This window comes from Renibacterium salmoninarum ATCC 33209 (assembly GCF_000018885.1).
GTDB classification, from domain to species: domain Bacteria; phylum Actinomycetota; class Actinomycetes; order Actinomycetales; family Micrococcaceae; genus Renibacterium; species Renibacterium salmoninarum.
Genome location: NC_010168.1, coordinates 275802 through 296513 on the forward strand (window position 1 = coordinate 275802; position 20712 = coordinate 296513).

Consider the following 20712-nt stretch of genomic DNA (forward strand, 5'->3'; position numbering starts at 1 on the left):
CTGCGTCTAGGCAATCTGCACCGAATGAGAAGTTATGAATGACAACACCCCAGTGGGGCGCAACGTGAAGTATGAATCGACTCCAACTCCAGCCGACTTGGACACCCTAAGTTTGCAACTGGGCCGACCGGTGCGAGACGTGGTTTCGATCCCGGCGCGCTGCGTATGTGGCAATCCCTTAGCGGCGGCCACAGCGCCTCGGCTGAGCAACGGAATTCCGTTTCCGACAACGTTTTATCTGACGCACCCAGTGATTACTGCAGCGGTTTCCCGGCTTGAAGCCGACGGTGAAATGAATCGGATGAATGATCGACTGCTTCAGGATGCGAACCTCGCGTTAGCCTACCGTGCTGCGCATGAGGCTTATTTGGTCGCTCGGGACCACATTGGCCAGGCCGCTGAGGTGGGCGAAGTTCCCGAGATCGCCGGTATTTCCGCCGGTGGCATGCCAGAGCGGGTCAAATGTTTACATGTCCTGGTGGGTCATGCGTTGGCTTCCGGTCACGGAGTCAACCCGCTGGGGGATGAAGCGATTGAACTCACCGCGCCCTGGTGGACAGCTGATCGTTGCTATTGTGCTGGCGCTTGGGATGCTGCGGCGGAGATTCCCGAACAAGATCTCAGCCGGCACGTGCGACGGCAAAACCAAGGGTATGCATTGCAGCGAAAACTTGAAGCGGCAGACGAGGAAAAATCATGAGTGTGGTGGCGGCGATTGACTGTGGCACCAACTCCATCCGGCTTCTGATTGCCGAGGTGGTGGACGGCAAACTGCGGGATTTACACCGCGTAATGCGCATCGTCCGACTCGGCGAGGGCGTAGATTCGCGCGGCGAATTTTCCGCGGCTGCGCTGGAGCGGACGTTTGCCGCCGTCGACGAGTATGCCGAACTGATTAGGGCAGCCGGGGTCGATCGAATTCGCTTCGTTGCGACCTCGGCGACTAGGGATGCCCAAAATCGGCAGCTGTTCATCGATGGAGTCCAAGCCCGCTTAGGTGTCCTTCCCGACATCGTACCCGGTACGGAGGAGGCGGCGTTGTCTTTCGCCGGAGCAGCTAGTGTGCTGCCAGAGCTGGGCGAGGAGCCGGTGCTTGTGGTTGATCTTGGCGGCGGAAGTACCGAATTTTTCGTTGGCAATGCTCACGGGGTGCTGGCCGCTCAGAGCGTCGATATGGGTTGCGTCCGATTCACGGAACGTTATTTGCGCTCCGACCCGCCCAGCCCGGTGGAAATTGCCGCGGCACAGCGTGAAGCTGAAAGAATTATCGCTACTGTTGCGGCAGAGGTGCCGCTAGATCAAGTGGTAAAAGTCATTGGCGTGGCCGGCACGGTAACCACCATAATGGCGCATGCGCTGGATCTGCCCAGCTATCAATCGGAAGCAATTGATGGCGCCGAGTTAAGCATCGGCGAAATCCAAGGTGCCGCGGACGCGTTGTTGGCAATGCGCAACGAAGAACGCGCTGCACTTCCCTATATGCATCCGGGTCGAGTCGACGTTATCGGTGCGGGTGCGCTGTTGTGGCGGACGATCTTGGCCGAGATGGCCAGGCTCACAGCTGGGCGAATAAGCCACGCACAAAGCAGCGAACACGATATTCTTGATGGAATTGCGCTGAGCATCCCGTAACAGCGTCCGCCCACAATAGCTCCAGGGAAAGGTTCCCGGACCCGATGGCCAGCATGAAACGAAGGACCGCAGCGCGCGTCGCCTTGGCGATTCTGCTGCCTGTAATCAGTGTGGCCACCATGCTTCCCGCCGCCCTGCCCGCTTCTGCGGATGACATTCGAAATCGCGAATATTGGCTCGATGACTACGGAGTGACTACTGCGTGGCAATCCAGCAAAGGTGCTGGCGTGAAAGTGGCCGTCATAGACAGCGGCGTTGACGGAACTCACCCCGACTTGGCAGGCGCTGTTGTCGGTGGCACTGATGTCTCTGGTGCCGGTTCAGCTGACGGTCTGAAGGGGATCGGTGCCAAACCAGAGCACGGAACATTGGTCGCATCATTGCTTGCTGGTCGCTGGCACGGCGGCAAGCCGGAAGATAGCCCTAAGCCAGACGGAGTTGTTGGCGTAGCGCCGGAAGCGCAATTGTTAGCCGTTTCCACCTGGTTGGGCAGTGCGAACCCGGCGGGGAAGGGCATCGATGAGCAAATTCCGGCGGCGGTGCGCTGGGCTGTTGACGCTGGAGCTCGGGTGATCAATATGTCGCTCAGCAGTAGTTCAGTGGAATGGCCGCAGAGTTGGGATGATGCCTTTCTGTATGCGGAACAACACGACGTCGTGATCGTTGCGGCGGCGGGCAATAATGGCTCTGGTCAAATTCAAGTCGGCGCGCCAGCGACCATCCCAGGTGTACTGACAGTGGCAGGACTAGACCGCACGGGCGCCGTGAGCTTGTCCTCATCCACCGCCGGTATCAGTATTGCGGTTGCCGCTGCGGCCGAGAAGTTAGTCGGCGCACTTCCCGGCAATAATTATGCTGATTGGGACGGCAGCAGTGGCGCGGCCCCGATTGTCTCCGGTATTGCGGCGCTCATTCGGTCCAAGTACCCCGGGATGTCGGCAGCTCAAGTGATCAACCGGATCATCAAGACCGCCAAGCCAAAAGGGGAAGGCCAGCCCAATAACTTGTACGGCTGGGGCGTGGTTGACGCGAATGCTGCGCTGAATGGCGATGTGCCACTTGTGACAGTTAATCCGCTCACGCTCGACGGCGGCACCTTGGAACAATGGATCAAAATCCACCGCCGCGGCGACACTCCGCCGCCGAGTACTAAGCCGCCAGCGCCGCCCACCACAGCCGCGCCGACGCTGCCGGAGGCCGCTACACCAGCCGCCGCACCGCCGTCGCAATTGGACGCTGGATTACCTGCGGCACTGGTGCTTGGATTTGGCGGTTTATTGGTGCTGATAATTATTGGCGCCGTGGTTCATCTGCTGGTTTTGCGACGGAAGTTATTAGCCAAAAGCGGGCCAAGTAATACTTCGTGAATATTTTCACAAAGTGGGTTAGAATGGAACTATGGCTACCACACCAGCACTCCAGGATCGTCCTCGCGTTCTCGTCGTCGGCGGCGGATACGTCGGCCTATACGTCGCATTTAAGCTGCAGAAGAAGATTGCCAATTCCTGTGGCATTGTCACCTTGGTAGATCCACTGCCATACATGACCTACCAGCCGTTCTTGCCTGAAGTGGCTAGCGGCAGCATTGAACCGCGGCATACCGTGGTGTCCTTCCGGAAGCACCTGCCGCAGGCTGAATTCATTCAGGGCAAAGTCACCAAGGTTGATCACGAGAACCGTAAAGCGGTAGTAGAGCCAGCAGATGGTGGCGCAGCCTTCGAAATCCCGTATTTCGACGTCGTGATGGCCGCCGGTGCGATTACTCGGGCCTTCCCGATCAACGGACTTGCTGAGCAGGGTATTGGTCTGAAGACCATCGAAGAAGCTGTTGCGCTGCGTAACCAGTTGGTTGAGCGCATTGAGCTGGCTTCCACCATGACGGATCCGGCTAAGCGCAAGCGTGCCTTGACCTTCGTCGTCGTCGGCGGTGGCTTTGCCGGTGTTGAGACCATTGGTGAACTTGAGGACCTGGCCCGCAACTTGGCCGGCAAAAACTCTAGGATTGACGTCAAGGAACTGCGGTTCGTGCTCGTTGAAGCCATGGGCCGAATCATGCCTGAGGTTACTGAGCAGCAGGCACTTTTGGTTGTTGAGCACTTGCGCTCGCGCAATATCGAGGTGTTGCTGAACACTTCGCTTGCTGATGCAACTGACGGCCACCTGAAGCTGATCAACATGCCAGACAAGTCGGCTGCTGATGAGTTTGAAACCGATACTTTGATCTGGACCGCTGGCGTGCAGGCTAACCCGGCGGCAAAGAACACCGACTTCCCGATTGATGAGCGTGGCCGAGTCAAAGCTGGCGCAGATTTGCGGATCACTGGTGAGTTTGGCGCGATTGAGAACGCCTGGACCGCTGGCGACGTAGCTGCGGTTCCGGATCTGACCGGCGGTGGCGTGGGCGGATTCTGTGTACCTAACGCTCAGCACGCGCTTCGCCAAGCGAAACTCCTGGCGAAGAACCTCTGGGCTTCGCGTTGGGATAAGCCGCTGAAAGATTACAAGCACAAGACGCTGGGCGCAGTCGCCGGTCTGGGTCTTTGGAAGGGTGTTGCCAAGGTTGGTAAAGTCGGCTTCCGCGGACCGATCGCTTGGCTCATGCACCGTGGCTACCACGGTCTCGCAATGCCGACCTTCGAGCGTAAAGTCCGAGTCATCTGGAACTGGATTCTCAGTGTCTTCATGGGCCGTGACATTGCTGAACTGATGGACTTGGAACGGCCACGTGCCGCCTTCCAAGCTTCCGCCACTCCGGCGCCCAGAGCTGCAGCAGCCGCTCCCGCTGCGCCGAAGTCCGAAGAGACTAAGGTCCCTGAACCAGCTAAATAGCCAGTAGCTCCACTAGGTTCGCAACTTATGTCCCCGGCTCAGCGCTAAAGGTGGGACATAAATTTAGAGCGCGCGATCAAGTCGTGGTCCAAAACAAGCAGAGCTTGTTCGGACTCCTGGCTAACTTGAGCTGTGTCAGTGTGTAGTTTTTTGAGTTCGACGGCGTGCTCGGCCTCGCCTATTTGGCCCAAGGCTCGTGCGGCGGCGGCGGCGGCGCGGCCGCGGCACGCACGTGAGGAACTGGGTCGGTCAGAAGCGCCCCGGGAGGGCAGTCAAGAGGATTTCCAGCCCGGGGTGCCACCAAAGCGCTGTAGCCCGATTTCAGGGACCTTGCCCTGCAGCAGGTCTCCCGTGGCATTAATGACAGCTTGATAGCCGTAGCGATGAACGGCTTCCTCGATCAAAATCGCTGGCTGTGTCTTGCGTCCATTTTAGCTAGCCAAATATTGTTAGACTATAGGCTGCGCCCCAGTAGCCCAATCGGCAGAGGCACCAGACTTAAAATCTGTTCAGTGTGGGTTCGAGTCCCACCTGGGGTACCAATTAATGACAATGCAGCGGGTCCATAACCGGACCCGCTGCATTCTCAGACTGGAAGACTAGCTCAAGCTTGACGCTGCTTCGTCAATCAAATCGGAGACTTCTTTCGGCAGTGATGCCAACGATGCGTGACCCGATGCCAGCTCGATGAGTTTGGTGGGGTTCATCCGCTGGGCCATCATCCGCTCGGCGTCCGGGTTGATCATCCGGTCGTCTTCGGAAACCTGGTACCAGGTCGGCTTGTGCTTCCCGGCCGGTTCGGTGACATTGTCACCGAAGGTTGAGGCGAGCGGAGCCTTCTGCGTCACGGCCATAACGCGCGAATCGTCGTCGTTGAGGTCTTGGCAGAAGTTGGTCTGGTACTGATCCTGCGCAATCCCGAGATAACCGTCTGAATCGACGGAGAGACTGCCATCTTCAGCGGTAACCGAAGGCTGTGCTTGGCTGATGCTACCGGGACTTTCGCCGCTGTCCGGCGCGAACGCCGCGATGTAGACCAGGCCGACGACGTTGGGCAGGTTACCGGCTTCCGTAATCACCGCGCCGCCGTAGGAATGGCCAAAAAGTAATACCGGTCCGTCAATTTGCTTCACCATTTGTTGCGTGCGAGCGGCATCATCTGCAAGGGAGGTCAGTGGATTTTCAACGGCATGGATGTTGGTGTAGCCGCGTGCAGTAAGGTCCAAAATGACCTTGCCCCAATGCGCGCCACCGCCCCAGAACCCGTGGACAAGTACGATGGCCGGTTTGCTGATGATGGTCTTCCTCTGTTCAAACGAACTTGAATGCACCCGGGCGATTGCCCTTATTTTCGAGGGTAATCGCCCGGGTGCACTTCAGGGAAGACAAATGTTGTTTACTCCCAGCGCTCTGCCAGCAAACAACTTGCGGGCGCTTAGAGCCCGGTGGTGTCCTTGATCCAAGAGCTGTGCGTGCTTAGCTTAGTTTACCAAGTTTGCGAGTTGATATCGCGGTCTCCGGACGGTCCGCCGGAGCTCGTGCCAACAATCACGCCGTCGACAAACAGCGGGCCACCGGAATCGCCGCTCCAGGAGATTCCCGTGATGGCTTTCAGTAAAATTCCGGGGCCGCCACGCTGATCTTCGTGCGTCCCGACGACCTTGACGTCGGCCGCGTAGAGGTGATCAGCCTTCACGTAATCAGCCCGGCGACCATAGCCGTAAATAGTGCCTTCATCTCCGACTGAGGCCGTGTAGCTGCTGCTAAAGCTGTGGTAAAAGCTCAGTGCGCGTTTTGTCGACAGTTTGACCAAGGCCACGTCGCCCTTTGGCAACTGGTAGAAACTGTCCGAGGTAATAGCTTTGCCTCGGTTCTGCGTGTCGTTGCTGTAGTACACATTCATCGACTCGGCAGAGTCGACGCAGTGCTTTGCGGTCAAGACCCAGGTATCGGAGAGTGCGGTGCCGGTACAGCCGTGGCCGCAGCCGTCGCTGTCTAGGAAAACTAACTGCACAATGCCTTGGTCGTTGGCTTGGGTTCCGCCAATGATGTCTGGAGTCGCGCTACCGGAGCCGACCGGTGCCGCGTTGGCCGGCGCAATCGAGGCACCCAAAAGTAACCCGGCTGCTATTGCCGTCGTGGCAAGAATTTTGAACGGAGTTTTCAAGGAGAGTGAACCGTTACCGGTTTCTTGCCGCTTTTATGCGAGTCCCTGCACCGGTTGGGCCGGGATGGTTTCTTTAGCGTAATACGCTACTTCGTGTTCTGTCGGTGGGATGTCTCCGATGCTGGTGTGTAGGCGGTCGTTGTTGTACCAATCGATCCAGGCCAAGCTGGCCCATTCAACCTCATCGATGGTTTTCAACGGCCCGTTGCGGAAGGGAGAATCTTCTCGGACGGCTTCAGTCTTGAACAGGCCGATGGTGGACTCGGCCAAGGCGTTATCGTAGGCGTCCCCGACAGAGCCGATTGATGCTGCGATGCCCTCCAGAGTCAGGGTTTCCCCGAAATGCAAGGAAGTGTACTGGGACCCGGCGGCGGAATGATGGATCAGCCCTTCTGCGACCGGATGCCTGGTGCGTGTCCGCTGCCATAAGCCCATCCTGAGTGCTGTGCTCACCAGGGCGGTGTCCTTGATCGTGGAGATGTTCCAGCCCACGATGTACTTGGAGAAACAATCAATGATGAACGCGACATAGACGAAACCTGCCCAGGTGCGCACATAGGTGAAGTCCGCAACCCAGCGCTGATTTGGGCCAGCTGCGGTGAAGCACCGATCCAATAAATCCGGGGCACGGTCATGGTTTCGGTCCGGCACCGTGGTGCGCACACCTTTGCCCCGTACCCGGCCTTTCAAACTCAACAAGCTCATGAGCCGGTTCACCTGCCGGTAAGAGACCTCGAATCCTTTCCGACGCAGCCAAGCCGTCATTTTCCTCCTCCCGTACATTCCCTCCGGTGTCCCTACCGTTCCTAGCAACGCATCCATAACCGAAGCCTCTGCCATGTCCCGGACCGAAGCGGTGGAGACCTTCCAACTACGGTAGGTCCGGGCAGTGACCGTTAAGCCCTGGCCACGCAGGACCTTGCAGATCACCTCGACTGCCCAGCCAAGGAAGCGTTGTTCATCGATGAATCCCCTGATCAATGCTTCGCGGGGGTCGAGTTCCCCCGCGAAGAAAACCGACGCAGCCTTCACAATCTCTAACGACTCACGCAGCTCACGATTCTCACGTTTGAGCGCACGTACCTGCTCCGATTCCGTCGTGGACATCCCTACCCTGGTCCCGGCATCAATTTAGGCCTGCCTCACCCAACGACGTAGGGATTCCTTCCCAACCCCGACTTTGCCGCCCACAGCAGCACAAGCAGCCATCAACGATGGATACTCCTGGAGATGATCCAAAACCAGCCGCACCGACCTGTCCCGAACCTCCCGCGAAAACTTCCGATTCATAACCATCAATGCTTCCTTCCAAACTCAAAAGGAAGCGGCATAAAACCGGTAACGGTTCATCGTTTGTGCTTCAAGGGCTGGCGCTGGTCCTTGGCGGAATGTTGCTCAGTAGCATGATGCTAGGCGTAGCAGCACGTGTTCAGCGGGCTGAGCCGCCACAGTTGCAGCTTGCGAATTGGGCCAAGGCGTTGCTGATTTGTTCCGGTGTTGGCGTAGGTCTGGTCGGCATTTTTCCCGAAGACACTATTCCTGGCTTGCATTATCTTGGCGCTGCTTTGTTCTTCGTTGCTGGTTCGGTAGCGCAATTCCTGCTGTGGCAGATTTGGCGTGGTCGAAGCCGTACCGCCTGGCTGTTGCTAGTTTGTGGCATCATCTCAGCGCTAGCGACCGTGATATTTACGGTATTTGATCTCTGGCTTAAAACTTCGGGGTTTGCCGGCGGCTTTTTCGAGCGGCTCATCGTCTACCCGGTGGTGCTGGGTCTATCCGTCATTGGATTTACCGTGGCGAAGGGCATCCGGGCGCAACGGAAGATCCAGTGAGGTCGAGATCAGGTCGAGATCAATTAGCGGCACTCTGAATACGGCGGCGATTCCGGCCAAGCAGTGCAATTGCTGCGCAAATTAATGACAAGACTAAGAGCGTCCAGGAAGCGATGACCGAAGCGCTGGCCCAGGCAACCTGGGCGGCGTCGGGCGCCGAGTTGGCCAACATCGCGTCGATCAAAACATTCGAGACTAACTGCACCACCGCAAACAGTACGGGCGGAGCGCAAAGTGCCCAACGCAGTGAGCGTTTAGCCGTATTGAGGCCGATGAGCAGTAGCCAGCTAAAGCCGAAGATCAGCGGGAATAACGTGCCAGCGGTTTTGTGAACGTATTGGAGCTGGCCAAGCCCGTCAGCGTTCAGTAGCCCTTTGAGCTTCTCCACGTATCCGAGATCAAAACCGAACAGCATCGAATCCGGCATCGCAAGGCCGTCGGTCAGCTGGGTCATTTGATTGAGAGTCAGCAAATGAAAGTACCAAAACATAAATCCCGAAGCGACAACGCCGGCAATAACAATCAGATGACCATTGCTCTTCGCTTTTTGCGGGCTGCGCGGAGCTGAGGGATTTGTTGGCTGGTTGGCTGCCTGCGTAGCGCCGGGGCTCGCTTTGCTGCCGTGTTTCTTCGCGCGCTGTGCAGGTTTTTTGGCCATGCAATACATTCTGGCATCTCTAACTGTGTCAGCTGTGCGCGATGTTAGACCAATCACGAAATATGGGTTCGGCAAGGCCGCTCACCTAGGCTAAATAGTGTTTGGGAATGAGTTGCATAAGGGGACTTACGAATGTTAAAACGAAAAACACTATGTCTAGCTGGGCTGAGCGCAGCCTTGCTGATTGCGTCCGTGGCTTCCTGTGCCAGCCCTGAGGCTGCATCGCCAGACGTAAACACCGGTGCGACTAGTTCAACCGGTATCACTAGCGCGCCTATTGGTCCGAATGCATCGGCTACCGCGTTGCCCTTGGTCAGGGCGGATTCTCGCATCGTCAACAATCCCGCCGAAGCCAAGGCAACGCTAGTCCTGTTCACCGACTACCAATGCCCCTACTGCGCCAAGATGGATACCTTAATCAATAAGGCCAGAGACGAATATTCGGGCCAACTGAAAATAGTGGTGCGCAACTTCCCCTTAGCAATGCACCCGAACGCCCCGATCGCAGCGCGCGCGGTGGAAGCAGCAGCGGAACAGAATGCGTTGACCACGATGGCCGAGGCGGTCTTCAAAGGCCAAACAACTTGGGCCAAGGCCACCGACGGCCAAGCTCAACTACTTGCCAAATACGCACGTGGACTCGGCTTGGACATGACCAAATTCGAGCAAGATTTCACGTCGGCGAAAATTGGCGATCGGGTTGAACGGGACCTACAAGACGCGACTGCGCTGGGGTTGCGCGGTACGCCGTCCGTGGTGCTGAACGGCAAGTTGCTTTCAGTAGATTCGACCGATTACAGCACGCTCAAAACTCCCATAGACCGAGTGCTCGCGGGCTAGGGTGCGGGGTAAATCGAACCGCCGGTTCCCCGACGGGGCGCTTCGAGGAAAGTCTTGCCCCGGGCTAAAGCATCGTTGAATTCGGTGGCGACGTAGCCAAAGCCGACTGCGATAAGTGCTGGCTCAATATCACCATTTCTGGTTAGCCGGTCTTCAAAGCTGAAAGTTGCCCATTAGCCACACTCCAACGGCCTGCCCAGTGCAAAGACTCTCCGTCGCTGGCGCGCAAAACCTCTACCCTAATTCGCAGGTTTGCCGACTCTTGGTGAACGGTCGCGGCTAAGTCCGCAGGCAGATCCAACAAGCTACTAAGCGCCTCTGCGGTGCTCCAATGTGGATGGGCAACGATGGCTGAAGCCAGGGCGGCGTGCAACTGGGACACCGGCGTAATTCGTTCGACGATCGGTAGATAGCTTTCCTTGGTTGCGGTCAGCGCTTCCTCCACTGGTAGCAGCGGCTGTAAGACGTTCCAGAGCAGCTGAGTTTGAAACTGAACAAAGCGGATTTCGCGATCAAAACTCATTGGCTTAGTCGAACCACTTTGGGCCGCTAATGAACCGTCTGCACCATCGAGGCCGAGCTGAATACGACTGCAAGCTTTGCCTTGGTTGCCGCTAATCAGCACTCGTACCGCGGCTGAGGCCGAGCGAAGTATTCCCGTTGCCCAATCTGGATCTAGTTTGCCAAAGATAGATGACATGCCAAGATCTTCGATCTCGGCCCAGGTTGCCTTAATCTCAGCGGGATCTAGCCGGCTGAGCACGGTTTCTACTCTGGCACCAAAACCTTCTAAAGCCTCTTCCGGAGCACTGCTTAACTCGGTGGATGCCGCGGCGGCAACGGCGCAGAGGCGCTCGTCAAAGCTGGACCAGTCTGCCGCGTACCGTCCAAACATCGGAGGCTCATTTCCTTAGTTCAAGATTAAAAAAATAATAACCGGTGGAACTCCCGCAGGGCTATGGGTCAGTTATCTGCTGTTGATAACTAAGCTGGAGTCATGCCACTTCCAGAAAACCTCAGTCCTGACCTTGATGACGCCCAACTAGCCTCCGCCTTGGTTCGAAACGCAGGCCGATTGGCATTGGCAATGCGAGCCGAAGGACTTCAGGGGGAACGGAAGACCTCAGTTTCTGACGTCGTTACCGCGGCGGATAAGGCGGCCGAAAAGTACGTCATGAGTCAGTTGCGGACGGTGCGCCCTGACGATGGCATCTTGGGCGAAGAAGGTGCCAGATATCTCGGTAATAGTGGTCGAACTTGGGTCATTGATCCGGTAGATGGCACCTATAACTTTCTGTCTGGCTCAACCTATTGGTGCTCGGCGATTGCGCTGCAGATCGATGGCGCGGATGCTCTGGATCCTGAGGTTGCGCTCGGGGCGGTTTACCAACCTCAGGAAGAGAAGCTTTGGTTGGGTGGCAAAGACATCCCGGCGACGCTTAACGGTGAACCTTTGCAGCCGCCGTCGCAAGCGGGGTTGGACCAACTCAGCGCCGGAACCTATTTGCACCCAACGTGGCTAGGCCGACCGGAGGCTGCGACGCCGTGGCTCGCTGCGGCAAGCCGGCTAGCGACTTTCCGCCTGCTCGGTTCCGGATCGTGCGATTTATCCCGAGTGGCTCAAGGCGAACTTGGCTGTTGGTTTCAGCATTCGACGGCGTTGTGGGACTGGCTGCCGGGCAAGGCGATTGTGTTGGCGGCTGGCGGCAGTACCGCTGTCGTTCAAGTCAACGGGCTGAATTGGTTTTTGGCCGGTGGCTCAACCGCCGTCGCAGAGCTCGCTGAAGCGCTCGGAGTCCCGGCGAGTTAACGCTCGAATTCTGAGTACCGGTCCAGAATGTCGGTTGGGACACCTAGACTTGAATGATCATGGATATGCTCTTCGACCCGCGTGCGCCGCAAAATTCGTCTGGCCAGGAACCCGCTCGCCCGCAGGCTGATGCGAAAGAGTTGCTGCACGGCCTTAACCCGGAGCAAGAAGCAGCGGTAACACACGCTGGATCGCCGCTGCTGATTGTTGCGGGCGCTGGTTCGGGCAAGACCCGGGTACTCAGTCATCGAATTGCCTATTTGCTGGCAACCGGACGCGCTCATCCCGGGCAAATTCTCGCGATCACTTTTACCAACAAAGCCGCAGCAGAGATGCGGGAGCGAATTGCTGCCCTCATCGGCGATGCCGCAAAGAACATGTGGATCTCCACGTTCCACTCTTCGTGTGTGCGAATTCTGCGTCGTGAAGCTAGCACCGTGGGGCTTAACTCAAGTTTTTCAATCTACGATTCCGCGGACAGCTTGCGCTTAATCACCCTGATCGCTCGCGGACTTGATTTGGATCCGAAGCGGTTTGCCCCAAAGGCGATGCAACACAAGATTTCCGCGCTAAAAAACGAACTTATCGACGATGACGCTTTTGCTGCTACCGCTACTGATCCTTTTGAGCAAGGCGTTGCCGAGGTATACCGGGGCTATACGCAACGGCTACGCCAAGCAAACGCCCTCGATTTTGACGATCTAATCGCCCAGACTGTTTGGCTGTTCCGGGCCTTCCCCGGAGTGGCCGATTATTATCGACGTCGCTTCCGGCACGTCATGGTTGATGAGTATCAGGACACCAACCACGCGCAATATGCATTGGTCAAGGAGATCGTCGGTCCGGCCGAGGGCTCAGGCGACGAACCCGCGGAGCTAACTGTTGTTGGCGACTCCGACCAATCAATTTATGCTTTCCGCGGCGCAGACATTCGAAACATCGTGGAATTCGAAAAAGATTACCCCAATGCGCGAACCATCAAACTTGAGCAGAATTACCGCTCCACGCAAACCATTTTGAGCGCGGCAAATGCCGTGATCGAAAAAAACCCCGATCGCCCGGTGAAGCGGCTTTGGACGGCCGAGGGCGACGGCGAAAAGATCATCGGTTACGTCGCGGAAAATGAGCACGAAGAGGCTCGTTTCATCGCCGAAGAAATTGACAGACTCCAGGATGAAGCAGACTTTCGGCCCGGTGACGTCGCAATTTTTTACCGAACAAACGCGCAGTCTCGCTCCATCGAAGAAATCCTGATGCGGGTTGGTCTGCCGTACCGAGTGGTTGGCGGCACCAGATTCTATGAGCGCAAAGAGATCAAGGATGCGCTGGCGTACTTGCGGGTATTGGTTAATCCGGAGGATGACGTCAATCTGCGCCGCATCTTGAATGAACCCAAACGCGGAATTGGTGATCGAGCCGAGGGAGCGGTTGCGGCGCTCGCAGAGCGGGAGCGTAGCTCGTTTATGGCCGCCCTGCGTCATGCCGAGGACGCGCCAGCAATAGCTACCCGCAGTCTGAATGCGGTGAACGGCTTCGTGAAGCTCATCGATGACCTCACCGAAGTAGCGAGTACCTCGGGTGCGGCAACGGCGCTGGAAGCAGTACTCGAGCAAACTGGCTATTTAGAGACCTTGCGCGCAAGCAGCGACCCGCAAGACGAGTCTCGGGTGGAAAACTTGGCCGAGCTGGTCGCTGTCGTGCGTGAATATGAGCGAGATAAGCCAGAAGGCTCGCTCACCGACTTCCTCGAAGGCGTGGCGCTGGTAGCGGATGCGGATCAGATCCCGGATGCGCCAGGTAGCGACACCGAAGCTGCGGTTGCTGAAGCTCGGCGGCTTGGCGTGGTCACCTTGATGACGTTGCACACCGCGAAGGGCTTGGAATTCCCGGCGGTATTTCTGACCGGTATGGAGCATGGAATCTTCCCACAAGCTCGCTCCGCTACCGATGCAAAGGAACTGGCGGAAGAGCGTCGACTAGCTTATGTGGGGCTAACTCGAGCGCGAAAGCGCCTGTATCTGACGCGCGCCGAAGTGCGAAGCCTCTGGGGTCAGAGCCAATACAACCCGGCAAGCCCGTTCATTGATGAGGTACCCGCGAATCTCATTGAATGGAAGCGCGAGGGGATGTCCAGGGCGATTCCGTCAATCGGCTCCTCCGGCTTTGGTCGTGACCGTTATTCGGGTTCGCACTGGGGTGCTGGCTCAGCGGTCGGTGGCCGCGATGCTGGCCAATTGCCGCCCAGCCTGGCAACTCGCTCGGCAAGGGTTCAGCCGCAAAAGGAAATTCCGCAGCTTTCGGTGGGTGACAAAGTTGAACACACCAGTTTTGGTGCTGGAACAGTTGTGGCGCTGGAAGGATCCGGGGACAAGACCGTGGCTAAAGTCCGTTTTGCTGCCGAAGAGAAGCGGTTGCTCTTGCGCTATGCGCCCTTGACGAAGGCCTAGCCAAGCCGCACAGCATTACTTATGGTGATTGAAATATCCATGTTTCAATCTCTAAAATTCAGTCTTTGCTGACGCGAAATCGAGGTCGCCATGAAATCCGCTTTTCTAGGTACGCTCTGCACGGTCCTTATCGGCGCTAGCTTTCTCGCTGTTGGCGCACCAGCAATTACCGATTCAGTGGCAAAAACTTATTACCTCGACTGCGCGAGCGGCAACGACCAAGCCGATGGGACCGCCGTCGAGAGTCCGTGGAAGTCACTCGCGAAGATTAGTGGGACAACATTCCAGCCCGGCGACGCGATCAAGATCAAAAGTGGCACTTCCTGCGTTGGCACATTGGCGCCGCAAGGCTCAGGAACTGCTGAGGCACCCATCACGATTGACGCATACGGCGCCGGGGCTGCTCCACAGATTCAGGGCGCCGGTGCCTCGCGCGCGATCAAACTTTACAACCAGCAAGGCTGGGAAATTCGCAACCTTGATGTGAGTAATAAGGGCGCCTCGGTGGGCAATCGTCGCGCGGTCTCGGTAGAACTCAAAGACTTTGGCACCGCGAGCCATATTGTGCTGGAGAACCTCAGCATTCACGACGTTAACGGCGACGACACCAAAGACACTGGTGGTAGCGGTGGCATTTACTTCTCGATTACGGGCACCGCGGTGCAGACGGCATTCGAGGACCTTCTGGTCAAGAACAACAGCATCCGTTCGGTAGATCGCGAAGGCATCTTCATGGTGTCTACCTGGAACCGATCCGGGTTTGAAGTGCAAAGCGCGGGCACGTTCTTGCCGTGGGCCAATGTGGTGATCAGTGGCAATCAACTTGCCGATCTTGGCGGCGACGGCATTGTGCCGGGCAACACTACCGGCGCTTTGGTGGAGCACAACAAAGTGGACGGTTTTCAGAAACGATCGGCTGGCTATAACGCCGGTATGTGGACGTATGATTCGGACAATACGGTCTTTCGATACAACGAAGCTACTGGCGGTACGACCACTCGTGACGGAATGGCGTACGACGTAGATCAAGGCACCGACGGCGTGATTTTTCAATACAACTACAGTCATCACAACGCTGGCGGATTCTTGTTACTTTGCAATGCCAACGGAATACTCAAAAATGCAGTAGTTCGCTACAACATCAGCATCGACGATTCCTATCGTGGCGTGGAAAATTGCAGCGGAACCATCGAATCCGCGGCCGTCTATAACAACTCGATCTATATTGGCCCAGGGATCAGCCAGTCGGTGATTCAAGAGAACAACACCACCAAACGTAACGTCAGTTTCCGGAACAACATCGTGGTCAAACGTGGCTCTGGCGCAGCGTCGATCAATCTCGCCAGCGGTGGGTACCAGTTATCAAACAACGACTTTGTCAATGTCAAAAAAGCGCCAGCTGGTGAGGGCATCAGCTCCGAGCCAAAGTTTGTCTCTGAGGCAATGGGCCCTGCTGGCTTCAAGTTGTGTTCTGGTTCGCCGGCGCTTGCCGCGGGCAGCACGATTGCGGATAACGGCGGGCAAGACTACTTCGGCAATTCAATCCCAGAATCCGGCGCACCGAACATCGGTGCTTATGCAGGTGCTGCGGTGAGTTGCCCAGTCGCCAAATAACTCTCATCGGTTGATCAACGCCCTAAGCTTGCGGCAAGCTAAGGGAATGATTCGCAACCAGGCACGCCGCTATGCCGCCGTACTCGGGGTTCTGTCAGTCCTCCTAGCGTGTTCTGGCTGCATCTCAGTCAGCAGCCCGACCCCAGCGCGTCTACCGGGCCGCCGCCGTCGTACCTGGAGCGAATCAAAACAGCGAAGCTCGTCGAACCGACATCGACAGCGGCAAAAACCTTGTCCGACGGCGTGCGAGGCTTCGTGGTCGGCGGCAAAGACATTGCCTGTGTGCTGGCTGGTTCGCGCAATGGCCAGATCAATTCGCCTTTGGAGCCAAATAACTTCACCGACTCGGTCAATCAACCGCAGCCGCTTGTCCCGGTTTTGCAATGCGAGTTGGCAGCGTATCCGGCGCCAAATCCTCAAGATGTTAAAGACAATTGCGGTGGCACCGGGGTGGGCTACTTGGGTGGGGTTGCGTTACTTAAACCCGATCAAGTGAGTTACGGAAGCTGCCGTACCGGGCTAACCGGGATGGAAGCGGGCAGTGACGACAGCAGCAATATCAAGAAAGTCTTAGCCCAATTTCCGGTATTAGATGAGGGGAAAGCGCTGGATTCTCAGGGTTACCGCTGCGTACCGATGGAATCGGGTGTGGCCTGCGCGAACCTCTCGAATGGTGTCGGTTTTTTCATCGCAAAAGACAAATATGAGCTTTTTGGTGCCAAGCAATAAAGAACCGCTCGACTGTGGGGTTACTCACTAAACAGGTACTCTGGAGGCGAGCCACCCGGGTACTGGACTAAAGTTCCCCGTGGGGCATTGGGCTGTTCTCAGTGCCAATGCAGCAATCACCAGATTGAAAAGAAAACTACTTCGACGTAGAAGGACTTAGCCCGTGGACCTGTTTGAATACCAGGCGCGCGACATGTTTGAAGCACACGGCGTTCCCGTGCTTGCAGGCATTGTCGCCAACACCGCAGAAGAAGCCAAGGCCGCAGCCGAGAAAATCGGTGGCGTGACCGTTGTCAAAGCACAGGTAAAGGTGGGCGGCCGCGGTAAGGCCGGTGGTGTTAAAGTCGCCAAGACCGCGGATGAGGCGTTCGAATACGCCGGCAACATCCTCGGGATGGATATCAAGGGCCATACCGTGCACAAAGTCATGATCGCCCAGGGTGCAGATATTGCTGAGGAATACTACTTCTCGGTGCTGCTCGACCGAGCGAACCGCAACTACCTGGCCATGTGCTCGGTTGAAGGCGGCGTGGAGATCGAAGTTCTCGCGGTTGAACGCCCCGAGGCACTTGCACGCATTGCCGTTGACCCCGCTGTGGGCATCGACCAGGCGAAGGCTGAAGAGATCGTCGACGCTGCTGGCTTTGCCGCAGACGTGCTTGATGGCGTGATCGAAACCATCAAGAAGCTTTGGGATGTTTTCCAGAAGGAAGACGCGACTTTGGTCGAGGTCAATCCACTGGTGAAGACCGGCGACGGTCGCATCCTTGCCCTTGACGGCAAGGTCACCCTGGATGCTAACGCTGACTTCCGTCACCCTGATCACGAAGCTCTTGAGGACAAAGACTCGGCCGACCCGCTTGAGGCTAAAGCCAAAGAGAACGACCTCAACTACGTCAAGCTCGACGGCGAAGTTGGCATTATCGGTAATGGTGCAGGTTTGGTGATGTCCACTTTGGACGTCGTCGCTTACGCCGGCGAGAGCCACGGCAACGTGAAGCCAGCCAACTTCCTGGACATCGGTGGTGGAGCTTCCGCCGAGGTGATGGCAGCCGGTCTGGACGTCATTCTCAACGACGCGCAGGTCAAGAGCGTTTTCGTGAACGTCTTCGGCGGCATCACTGCGTGTGACGCAGTCGCAAACGGAATCGTGAAGGCGCTGGAAATCTTGGGCACGTCGGCGAACAAGCCGCTCGTGGTCCGTCTCGACGGTAACAACGTCGAAGAAGGCCGCCGCATTCTGACCGAAGCCAATCACCCGCTGGTGACTCAGGCCGCCACCATGGACGAGGGCGCCGATAAGGCTGCCGAGCTCGCTCACGCTGCGAAGTAAGGACGAGAAAAAATGTCTATTTACCTCAACAAAGACTCCAAGGTCATCGTCCAGGGCATCACCGGCGGCGAAGGCACTAAGCATACGGCCCTGATACTCAAGGCTGGTACCCAGGTAGTTGGCGGCGTGAACGCACGCAAGGCCGGCACCACGGTAAGCCACACGGATGCCGCTGGTAACGCCGTGGAGCTGCCGGTTTTCGGTGGCGTCACCGAGGCAATCGAAAAGACCGGCGCTGATGTGTCAATCATTTTCGTGCCGCCGGCATTCACCAAAGACGCTGTAGTTGAAGCGATTGAAGCTGGCATCGGCCTCGTCGTCATCATTACCGAAGGCGTTCCGGTTCAGGACTCGGCTGAGTTCTGGGCACTGGCTCAGTCTAAGGTCGATGCTGATGGCAAGCAGGTCACCCGGATCATCGGGCCGAACTGCCCTGGCATCATCACCCCTGGCGAGTCCTTGGTTGGCATCACGCCAAACAACATCACCAGCAAGGGCCCGATCGGATTGGTCTCCAAGTCCGGTACCCTGACCTACCAAATGATGTATGAGCTGCGCGACTTGGGCTTCTCTACCGCAATTGGCATTGGTGGTGACCCGGTTATCGGTACCACGCACATCGATGCGCTGGCCGCTTTCGAAGCTGATCCAGAGACCAAAGCGATCGTGATGATCGGTGAAATTGGTGGCGACGCTGAAGAGCGTGCTGCTGACTTCATCAAGGCGAACGTGACCAAGCCGGTTGTTGGCTACGTTGCTGGTTTCACTGCGCCGGAAGGTAAGACCATGGGCCACGCTGGCGCCATCGTCTCCGGCTCAGCCGGTACCGCCCAGGCTAAGAAAGAAGCTCTTGAAGCAGCTGGCGTAAAGGTTGGCAAAACGCCGTCCGAAAGCGCAAAACTGCTGCGCGAGGTTTTCGCAGCGCTCTAAAGTTTGCCGCATTTGCGTTAGGCAGGCTCAAATTCACTAACAGGTTGCACATTGCGCCTGTTAGTGGGTTTGGGCCTGTTTTTTATTTAACTGACAAACTGTCGGTGGGTTCGACTACGATTTTGGTAGAAAAACTTGAGTAAAAACACGCGCCGAGGGGAAACTCAGCATGCTCATCAAGCTTTTACGACAATATGGCAGACCGTATATTCCATACATCATTGCGGTTTTCGTCTTTCAACTCGCTTCGACGATTGCCGCGCTCTACTTGCCCAGCTTGAATGCGCAGATCATTGATCAAGGTGTTGCCAAAGCTGATACTGACTTCATTTGGCGCGTTGGCGGTGTGATGCTGATCGTGGCCTTGGTTCAGGTCATTGCGGCAATAGCTGGCGTCTATTACGGCTCAAAAGCCGCGATGGCGGTCGGTCGAGATTTGCGCCGCGGCGTGTTCCGAAAGGTCACCGCCTTTTCGGCCCAGGAATTAGGTAGCTTTGGTGCCCCGACGTTGATCACTCGCGGCACGAACGATATTCAGCAAGTCCAAATGGTGCTGCTGGTCGGTTTGAACTTCATGGTCACGACGCCGATCATGTGCATTGGCGGCATTATTATGGCGCTTCGTGAAGACCTCAGCTTGTCCTGGTTGGTTTGGGTTTCGGTGCCGTTATTGGTCGTGGTAGTCGGGTATCTTGTCTACTTACTGATGCCGCTGTTCAAATCAATGCAGGCAAAAATCGACAAGATCAACGGGGTACTGCGCGAACAAATCGTGGGTATTCGGGTAGTCCGAGCCTTCGTTCGCGAACCGTACGAGACCAAGCGCTTTGATGCTGCAAACGATGATTTAACGAAGGTCTCGCTGAAGGTTGGCGCAATTTTCGTACTGATGTTCCCACTCATCACCATGATTCTGCACATCGCGACTTCTGCGGTGTTGTGGTTTGGTGGGCAACGTGTTGACGCTGGGCAAATGCAGATCGGTTCCTTGACCGCGTTCCTGCAATACCTTCTGCAGATTCTTACCGCGGTGATGATGGGCACCTTAATGGCGATGATGATTCCGCGTGCCGTGGTCTGTGCCGAGCGCATCGGTGAGGTGCTCGACGTCGAACCGACGATCCATATGGCACCGACGCCTACCGAGCCAGCAGCAAAGCGGGGCGAAGTCGAATACCGCAATGTCAGCTTCAGCTATCCAGGAGCTGAGGCGCCCGTGCTGAAAGACATTTCCTTTACCGCGAGCCCCGGCCAGACAGTGGCGATTATCGGCGCCACCGGGGTAGGGAAGACCACGCTGCTTTCGCTACTGCCCAGGCTTTATAATGTGGCCTCCGGTGAAGTGCTGCTGGACGGCGTTCCTGTTACCGAACTAAGCCGGAAAGCAATTACTTCTCGGGTGTCAATGGTGCCGCAGAAGCCGTACCTGGTCTCAGGCACGATCGAATCGAATCTGCGGTTTGGTAAGCCAAATGCGGACGACGCCGAGCTCTGGGATGCTTTGACCGTTGCGCAGGGTGCGGATTTCGTCCGGGAGAAGAGCAAAGGCTTGGAATCTCGGGTCGCCCAAGGTGGCACGAATGTCTCCGGCGGGCAGCGGCAACGCTTATGCATCGCCCGTACGCTCGTGGCGGAGCCTAAGGTGTACCTTTTCGACGATTCATTCTCTGCGTTGGATGTGGCCACCGATGCACGCCTGCGCAAGGCGCCCAAGGAAAAGACAGCCGATGCCACGGTAATAATTGTGGCGCAGCGCGTCACGACGATCACTGAGGCAGATCAAATCTTGGTTTTGGATGACGGTGCGATCGTTGATCGCGGCACTCATGATGAGCTTTTGGCTTCATCAGAGACTTATCAGGAAATCGTAGCTTCCTACGATCAGCGCGGA

The 20712-nt window shown here is 56.8% G+C and carries 17 protein-coding genes, 1 tRNA gene and 1 pseudogene; 14 read left to right on the plus strand and 5 right to left on the minus strand.

Features of this window, described 5'->3' with window-relative positions; genetic code table 11:
• Positions 1 to 34: 34 nt before the first annotated feature.
• The 5 genes from RSAL33209_RS17370 (at position 35) to RSAL33209_RS01410 (ending at position 5003) form a co-directional block, all read left to right on the plus strand.
• Positions 35 to 700 carry a DUF501 domain-containing protein gene (locus RSAL33209_RS17370; protein ID WP_012243798.1) on the plus strand — a complete coding sequence of 222 codons (666 nt, stop codon included), beginning with the start codon at positions 35 to 37 and terminating at the stop codon, positions 698 to 700.
• A complete protein-coding gene (locus RSAL33209_RS17375; protein ID WP_012243799.1) occupies positions 697 to 1632 on the plus strand; it encodes a Ppx/GppA phosphatase family protein in 936 nt (311 codons plus the stop codon). Before RSAL33209_RS17370 ends, RSAL33209_RS17375 begins: the two co-directional genes overlap by 4 nt.
• Before the next feature lie 44 nt (positions 1633 to 1676).
• Entirely contained in the window at positions 1677 to 2999 is a 1323-nt protein-coding gene (locus RSAL33209_RS01400; RefSeq protein WP_012243800.1) for a S8 family serine peptidase, read from the plus strand.
• Positions 3000 to 3030: 31 nt separating this feature from the next.
• Entirely contained in the window at positions 3031 to 4461 is a 1431-nt protein-coding gene (locus tag RSAL33209_RS01405; RefSeq protein WP_012243801.1) for an NAD(P)/FAD-dependent oxidoreductase, read from the plus strand.
• 465 nt (positions 4462 to 4926) lie between these two features.
• Positions 4927 to 5003: transfer RNA gene (locus tag RSAL33209_RS01410), tRNA-Leu, on the plus strand.
• Between the two features lie 57 nt (positions 5004 to 5060).
• Here the strand turns inward: RSAL33209_RS01410 and RSAL33209_RS01415 are convergent.
• The 3 genes from RSAL33209_RS01415 to RSAL33209_RS01425 form a co-directional block, all read right to left on the minus strand.
• Positions 5061 to 5792 (minus strand): alpha/beta hydrolase, encoded by a 732-nt coding sequence (locus RSAL33209_RS01415; RefSeq protein ID WP_012243804.1) that lies wholly within the window; start codon positions 5790 to 5792, stop codon positions 5061 to 5063.
• A 155-nt stretch (positions 5793 to 5947) separates the two neighbouring features.
• Positions 5948 to 6628: a S1 family peptidase gene (locus RSAL33209_RS01420; protein WP_012243805.1), complete on the minus strand. Its 681-nt coding sequence runs from the start codon at positions 6626 to 6628 to the stop codon at positions 5948 to 5950.
• Positions 6629 to 6661: 33 nt separating this feature from the next.
• A complete protein-coding gene (locus RSAL33209_RS01425; RefSeq protein WP_012243806.1) occupies positions 6662 to 7735 on the minus strand; it encodes an IS3 family transposase in 1074 nt (357 codons plus the stop codon).
• 248 nt (positions 7736 to 7983) lie between these two features.
• Between RSAL33209_RS01425 and RSAL33209_RS01435 the strand changes: the two genes are divergently transcribed.
• Entirely contained in the window at positions 7984 to 8460 is a 477-nt protein-coding gene (locus tag RSAL33209_RS01435; RefSeq protein ID WP_158539281.1) for a DUF998 domain-containing protein, read from the plus strand.
• A 19-nt stretch (positions 8461 to 8479) separates the two neighbouring features.
• Here RSAL33209_RS01435 and RSAL33209_RS01440 read toward each other — a convergent pair whose 3' ends face one another.
• On the minus strand, positions 8480 to 9118 hold the full coding sequence (locus RSAL33209_RS01440) for a hypothetical protein (RefSeq protein ID WP_041684287.1): 639 nt from the start codon (positions 9116 to 9118) through the stop codon (positions 8480 to 8482).
• 132 nt (positions 9119 to 9250) lie between these two features.
• Here RSAL33209_RS01440 and RSAL33209_RS01445 point away from each other — a divergent pair, with 132 nt between their 5' ends.
• Positions 9251 to 9958 carry a DsbA family protein gene (locus tag RSAL33209_RS01445; RefSeq protein WP_012243809.1) on the plus strand — a complete coding sequence of 236 codons (708 nt, stop codon included), beginning with the start codon at positions 9251 to 9253 and terminating at the stop codon, positions 9956 to 9958.
• Between the two features lie 142 nt (positions 9959 to 10100).
• Here the strand turns inward: RSAL33209_RS01445 and RSAL33209_RS01450 are convergent, their stop codons facing one another.
• Positions 10101 to 10853, minus strand: coding sequence for a hypothetical protein (locus tag RSAL33209_RS01450; RefSeq protein ID WP_012243810.1), 753 nt, complete (start codon positions 10851 to 10853; stop codon positions 10101 to 10103).
• A gap of 102 nt (positions 10854 to 10955) precedes the next feature.
• Between RSAL33209_RS01450 and RSAL33209_RS01455 the strand changes: the two genes are divergently transcribed.
• The 7 genes and pseudogenes from RSAL33209_RS01455 to RSAL33209_RS01485 form a co-directional block, all read left to right on the plus strand.
• Positions 10956 to 11768: an inositol monophosphatase family protein gene (locus tag RSAL33209_RS01455; protein WP_012243811.1), complete on the plus strand. Its 813-nt coding sequence runs from the start codon at positions 10956 to 10958 to the stop codon at positions 11766 to 11768.
• A 59-nt stretch (positions 11769 to 11827) separates the two neighbouring features.
• On the plus strand, positions 11828 to 14215 hold the full coding sequence (pcrA, locus tag RSAL33209_RS01460; protein WP_041684971.1) for a DNA helicase PcrA: 2388 nt from the start codon (positions 11828 to 11830) through the stop codon (positions 14213 to 14215).
• Between the two features lie 90 nt (positions 14216 to 14305).
• Positions 14306 to 15829: a right-handed parallel beta-helix repeat-containing protein gene (locus tag RSAL33209_RS01465; RefSeq protein WP_012243813.1), complete on the plus strand. Its 1524-nt coding sequence runs from the start codon at positions 14306 to 14308 to the stop codon at positions 15827 to 15829.
• Between the two features lie 108 nt (positions 15830 to 15937).
• Entirely contained in the window at positions 15938 to 16558 is a 621-nt protein-coding gene (locus tag RSAL33209_RS01470) for a hypothetical protein (protein ID WP_012243814.1), read from the plus strand.
• A 163-nt stretch (positions 16559 to 16721) separates the two neighbouring features.
• Positions 16722 to 17891: an ADP-forming succinate--CoA ligase subunit beta gene (gene sucC / locus RSAL33209_RS01475; RefSeq protein ID WP_012243815.1), complete on the plus strand. Its 1170-nt coding sequence runs from the start codon at positions 16722 to 16724 to the stop codon at positions 17889 to 17891.
• Between the two features lie 12 nt (positions 17892 to 17903).
• The gene (sucD, locus tag RSAL33209_RS01480; RefSeq protein WP_012243816.1) at positions 17904 to 18821 is read left to right on the plus strand and encodes a succinate--CoA ligase subunit alpha; all 918 of its coding nucleotides are present in this window, start codon (positions 17904 to 17906) and stop codon (positions 18819 to 18821) included.
• Positions 18822 to 18990: 169 nt separating this feature from the next.
• A pseudogene (locus RSAL33209_RS01485) lies at positions 18991 to 20697 on the plus strand (ABC transporter ATP-binding protein); the annotation flags it as partial.
• Between the last annotated feature and the right edge of the window lie 15 nt (positions 20698 to 20712).

Coding starts and splice junctions, on each gene's coding strand:
- RSAL33209_RS01405 (WP_012243801.1), top strand. CDS start 3,031: ATGGCTACCACACCAGCACTCCAGGATCGTCCTCGCGTTCTCGTCGTC.
- RSAL33209_RS01425 (WP_012243806.1), bottom strand. CDS start 7,735: ATGTCCACGACGGAATCGGAGCAGGTACGTGCGCTCAAACGTGAGAAT.
- RSAL33209_RS01450 (WP_012243810.1), bottom strand. CDS start 10,853: ATGTTTGGACGGTACGCGGCAGACTGGTCCAGCTTTGACGAGCGCCTC.
- RSAL33209_RS01400 (WP_012243800.1), top strand. CDS start 1,677: ATGGCCAGCATGAAACGAAGGACCGCAGCGCGCGTCGCCTTGGCGATT.
- RSAL33209_RS01440 (WP_041684287.1), bottom strand. CDS start 9,118: ATGGCCAAAAAACCTGCACAGCGCGCGAAGAAACACGGCAGCAAAGCG.
- RSAL33209_RS01455 (WP_012243811.1), top strand. CDS start 10,956: ATGCCACTTCCAGAAAACCTCAGTCCTGACCTTGATGACGCCCAACTA.
- RSAL33209_RS17370 (WP_012243798.1), top strand. CDS start 35: ATGAATGACAACACCCCAGTGGGGCGCAACGTGAAGTATGAATCGACT.
- sucD (WP_012243816.1), top strand. CDS start 17,904: ATGTCTATTTACCTCAACAAAGACTCCAAGGTCATCGTCCAGGGCATC.
- RSAL33209_RS01445 (WP_012243809.1), top strand. CDS start 9,251: ATGTTAAAACGAAAAACACTATGTCTAGCTGGGCTGAGCGCAGCCTTG.
- RSAL33209_RS01465 (WP_012243813.1), top strand. CDS start 14,306: ATGAAATCCGCTTTTCTAGGTACGCTCTGCACGGTCCTTATCGGCGCT.
- RSAL33209_RS17375 (WP_012243799.1), top strand. CDS start 697: ATGAGTGTGGTGGCGGCGATTGACTGTGGCACCAACTCCATCCGGCTT.
- pcrA (WP_041684971.1), top strand. CDS start 11,828: ATGGATATGCTCTTCGACCCGCGTGCGCCGCAAAATTCGTCTGGCCAG.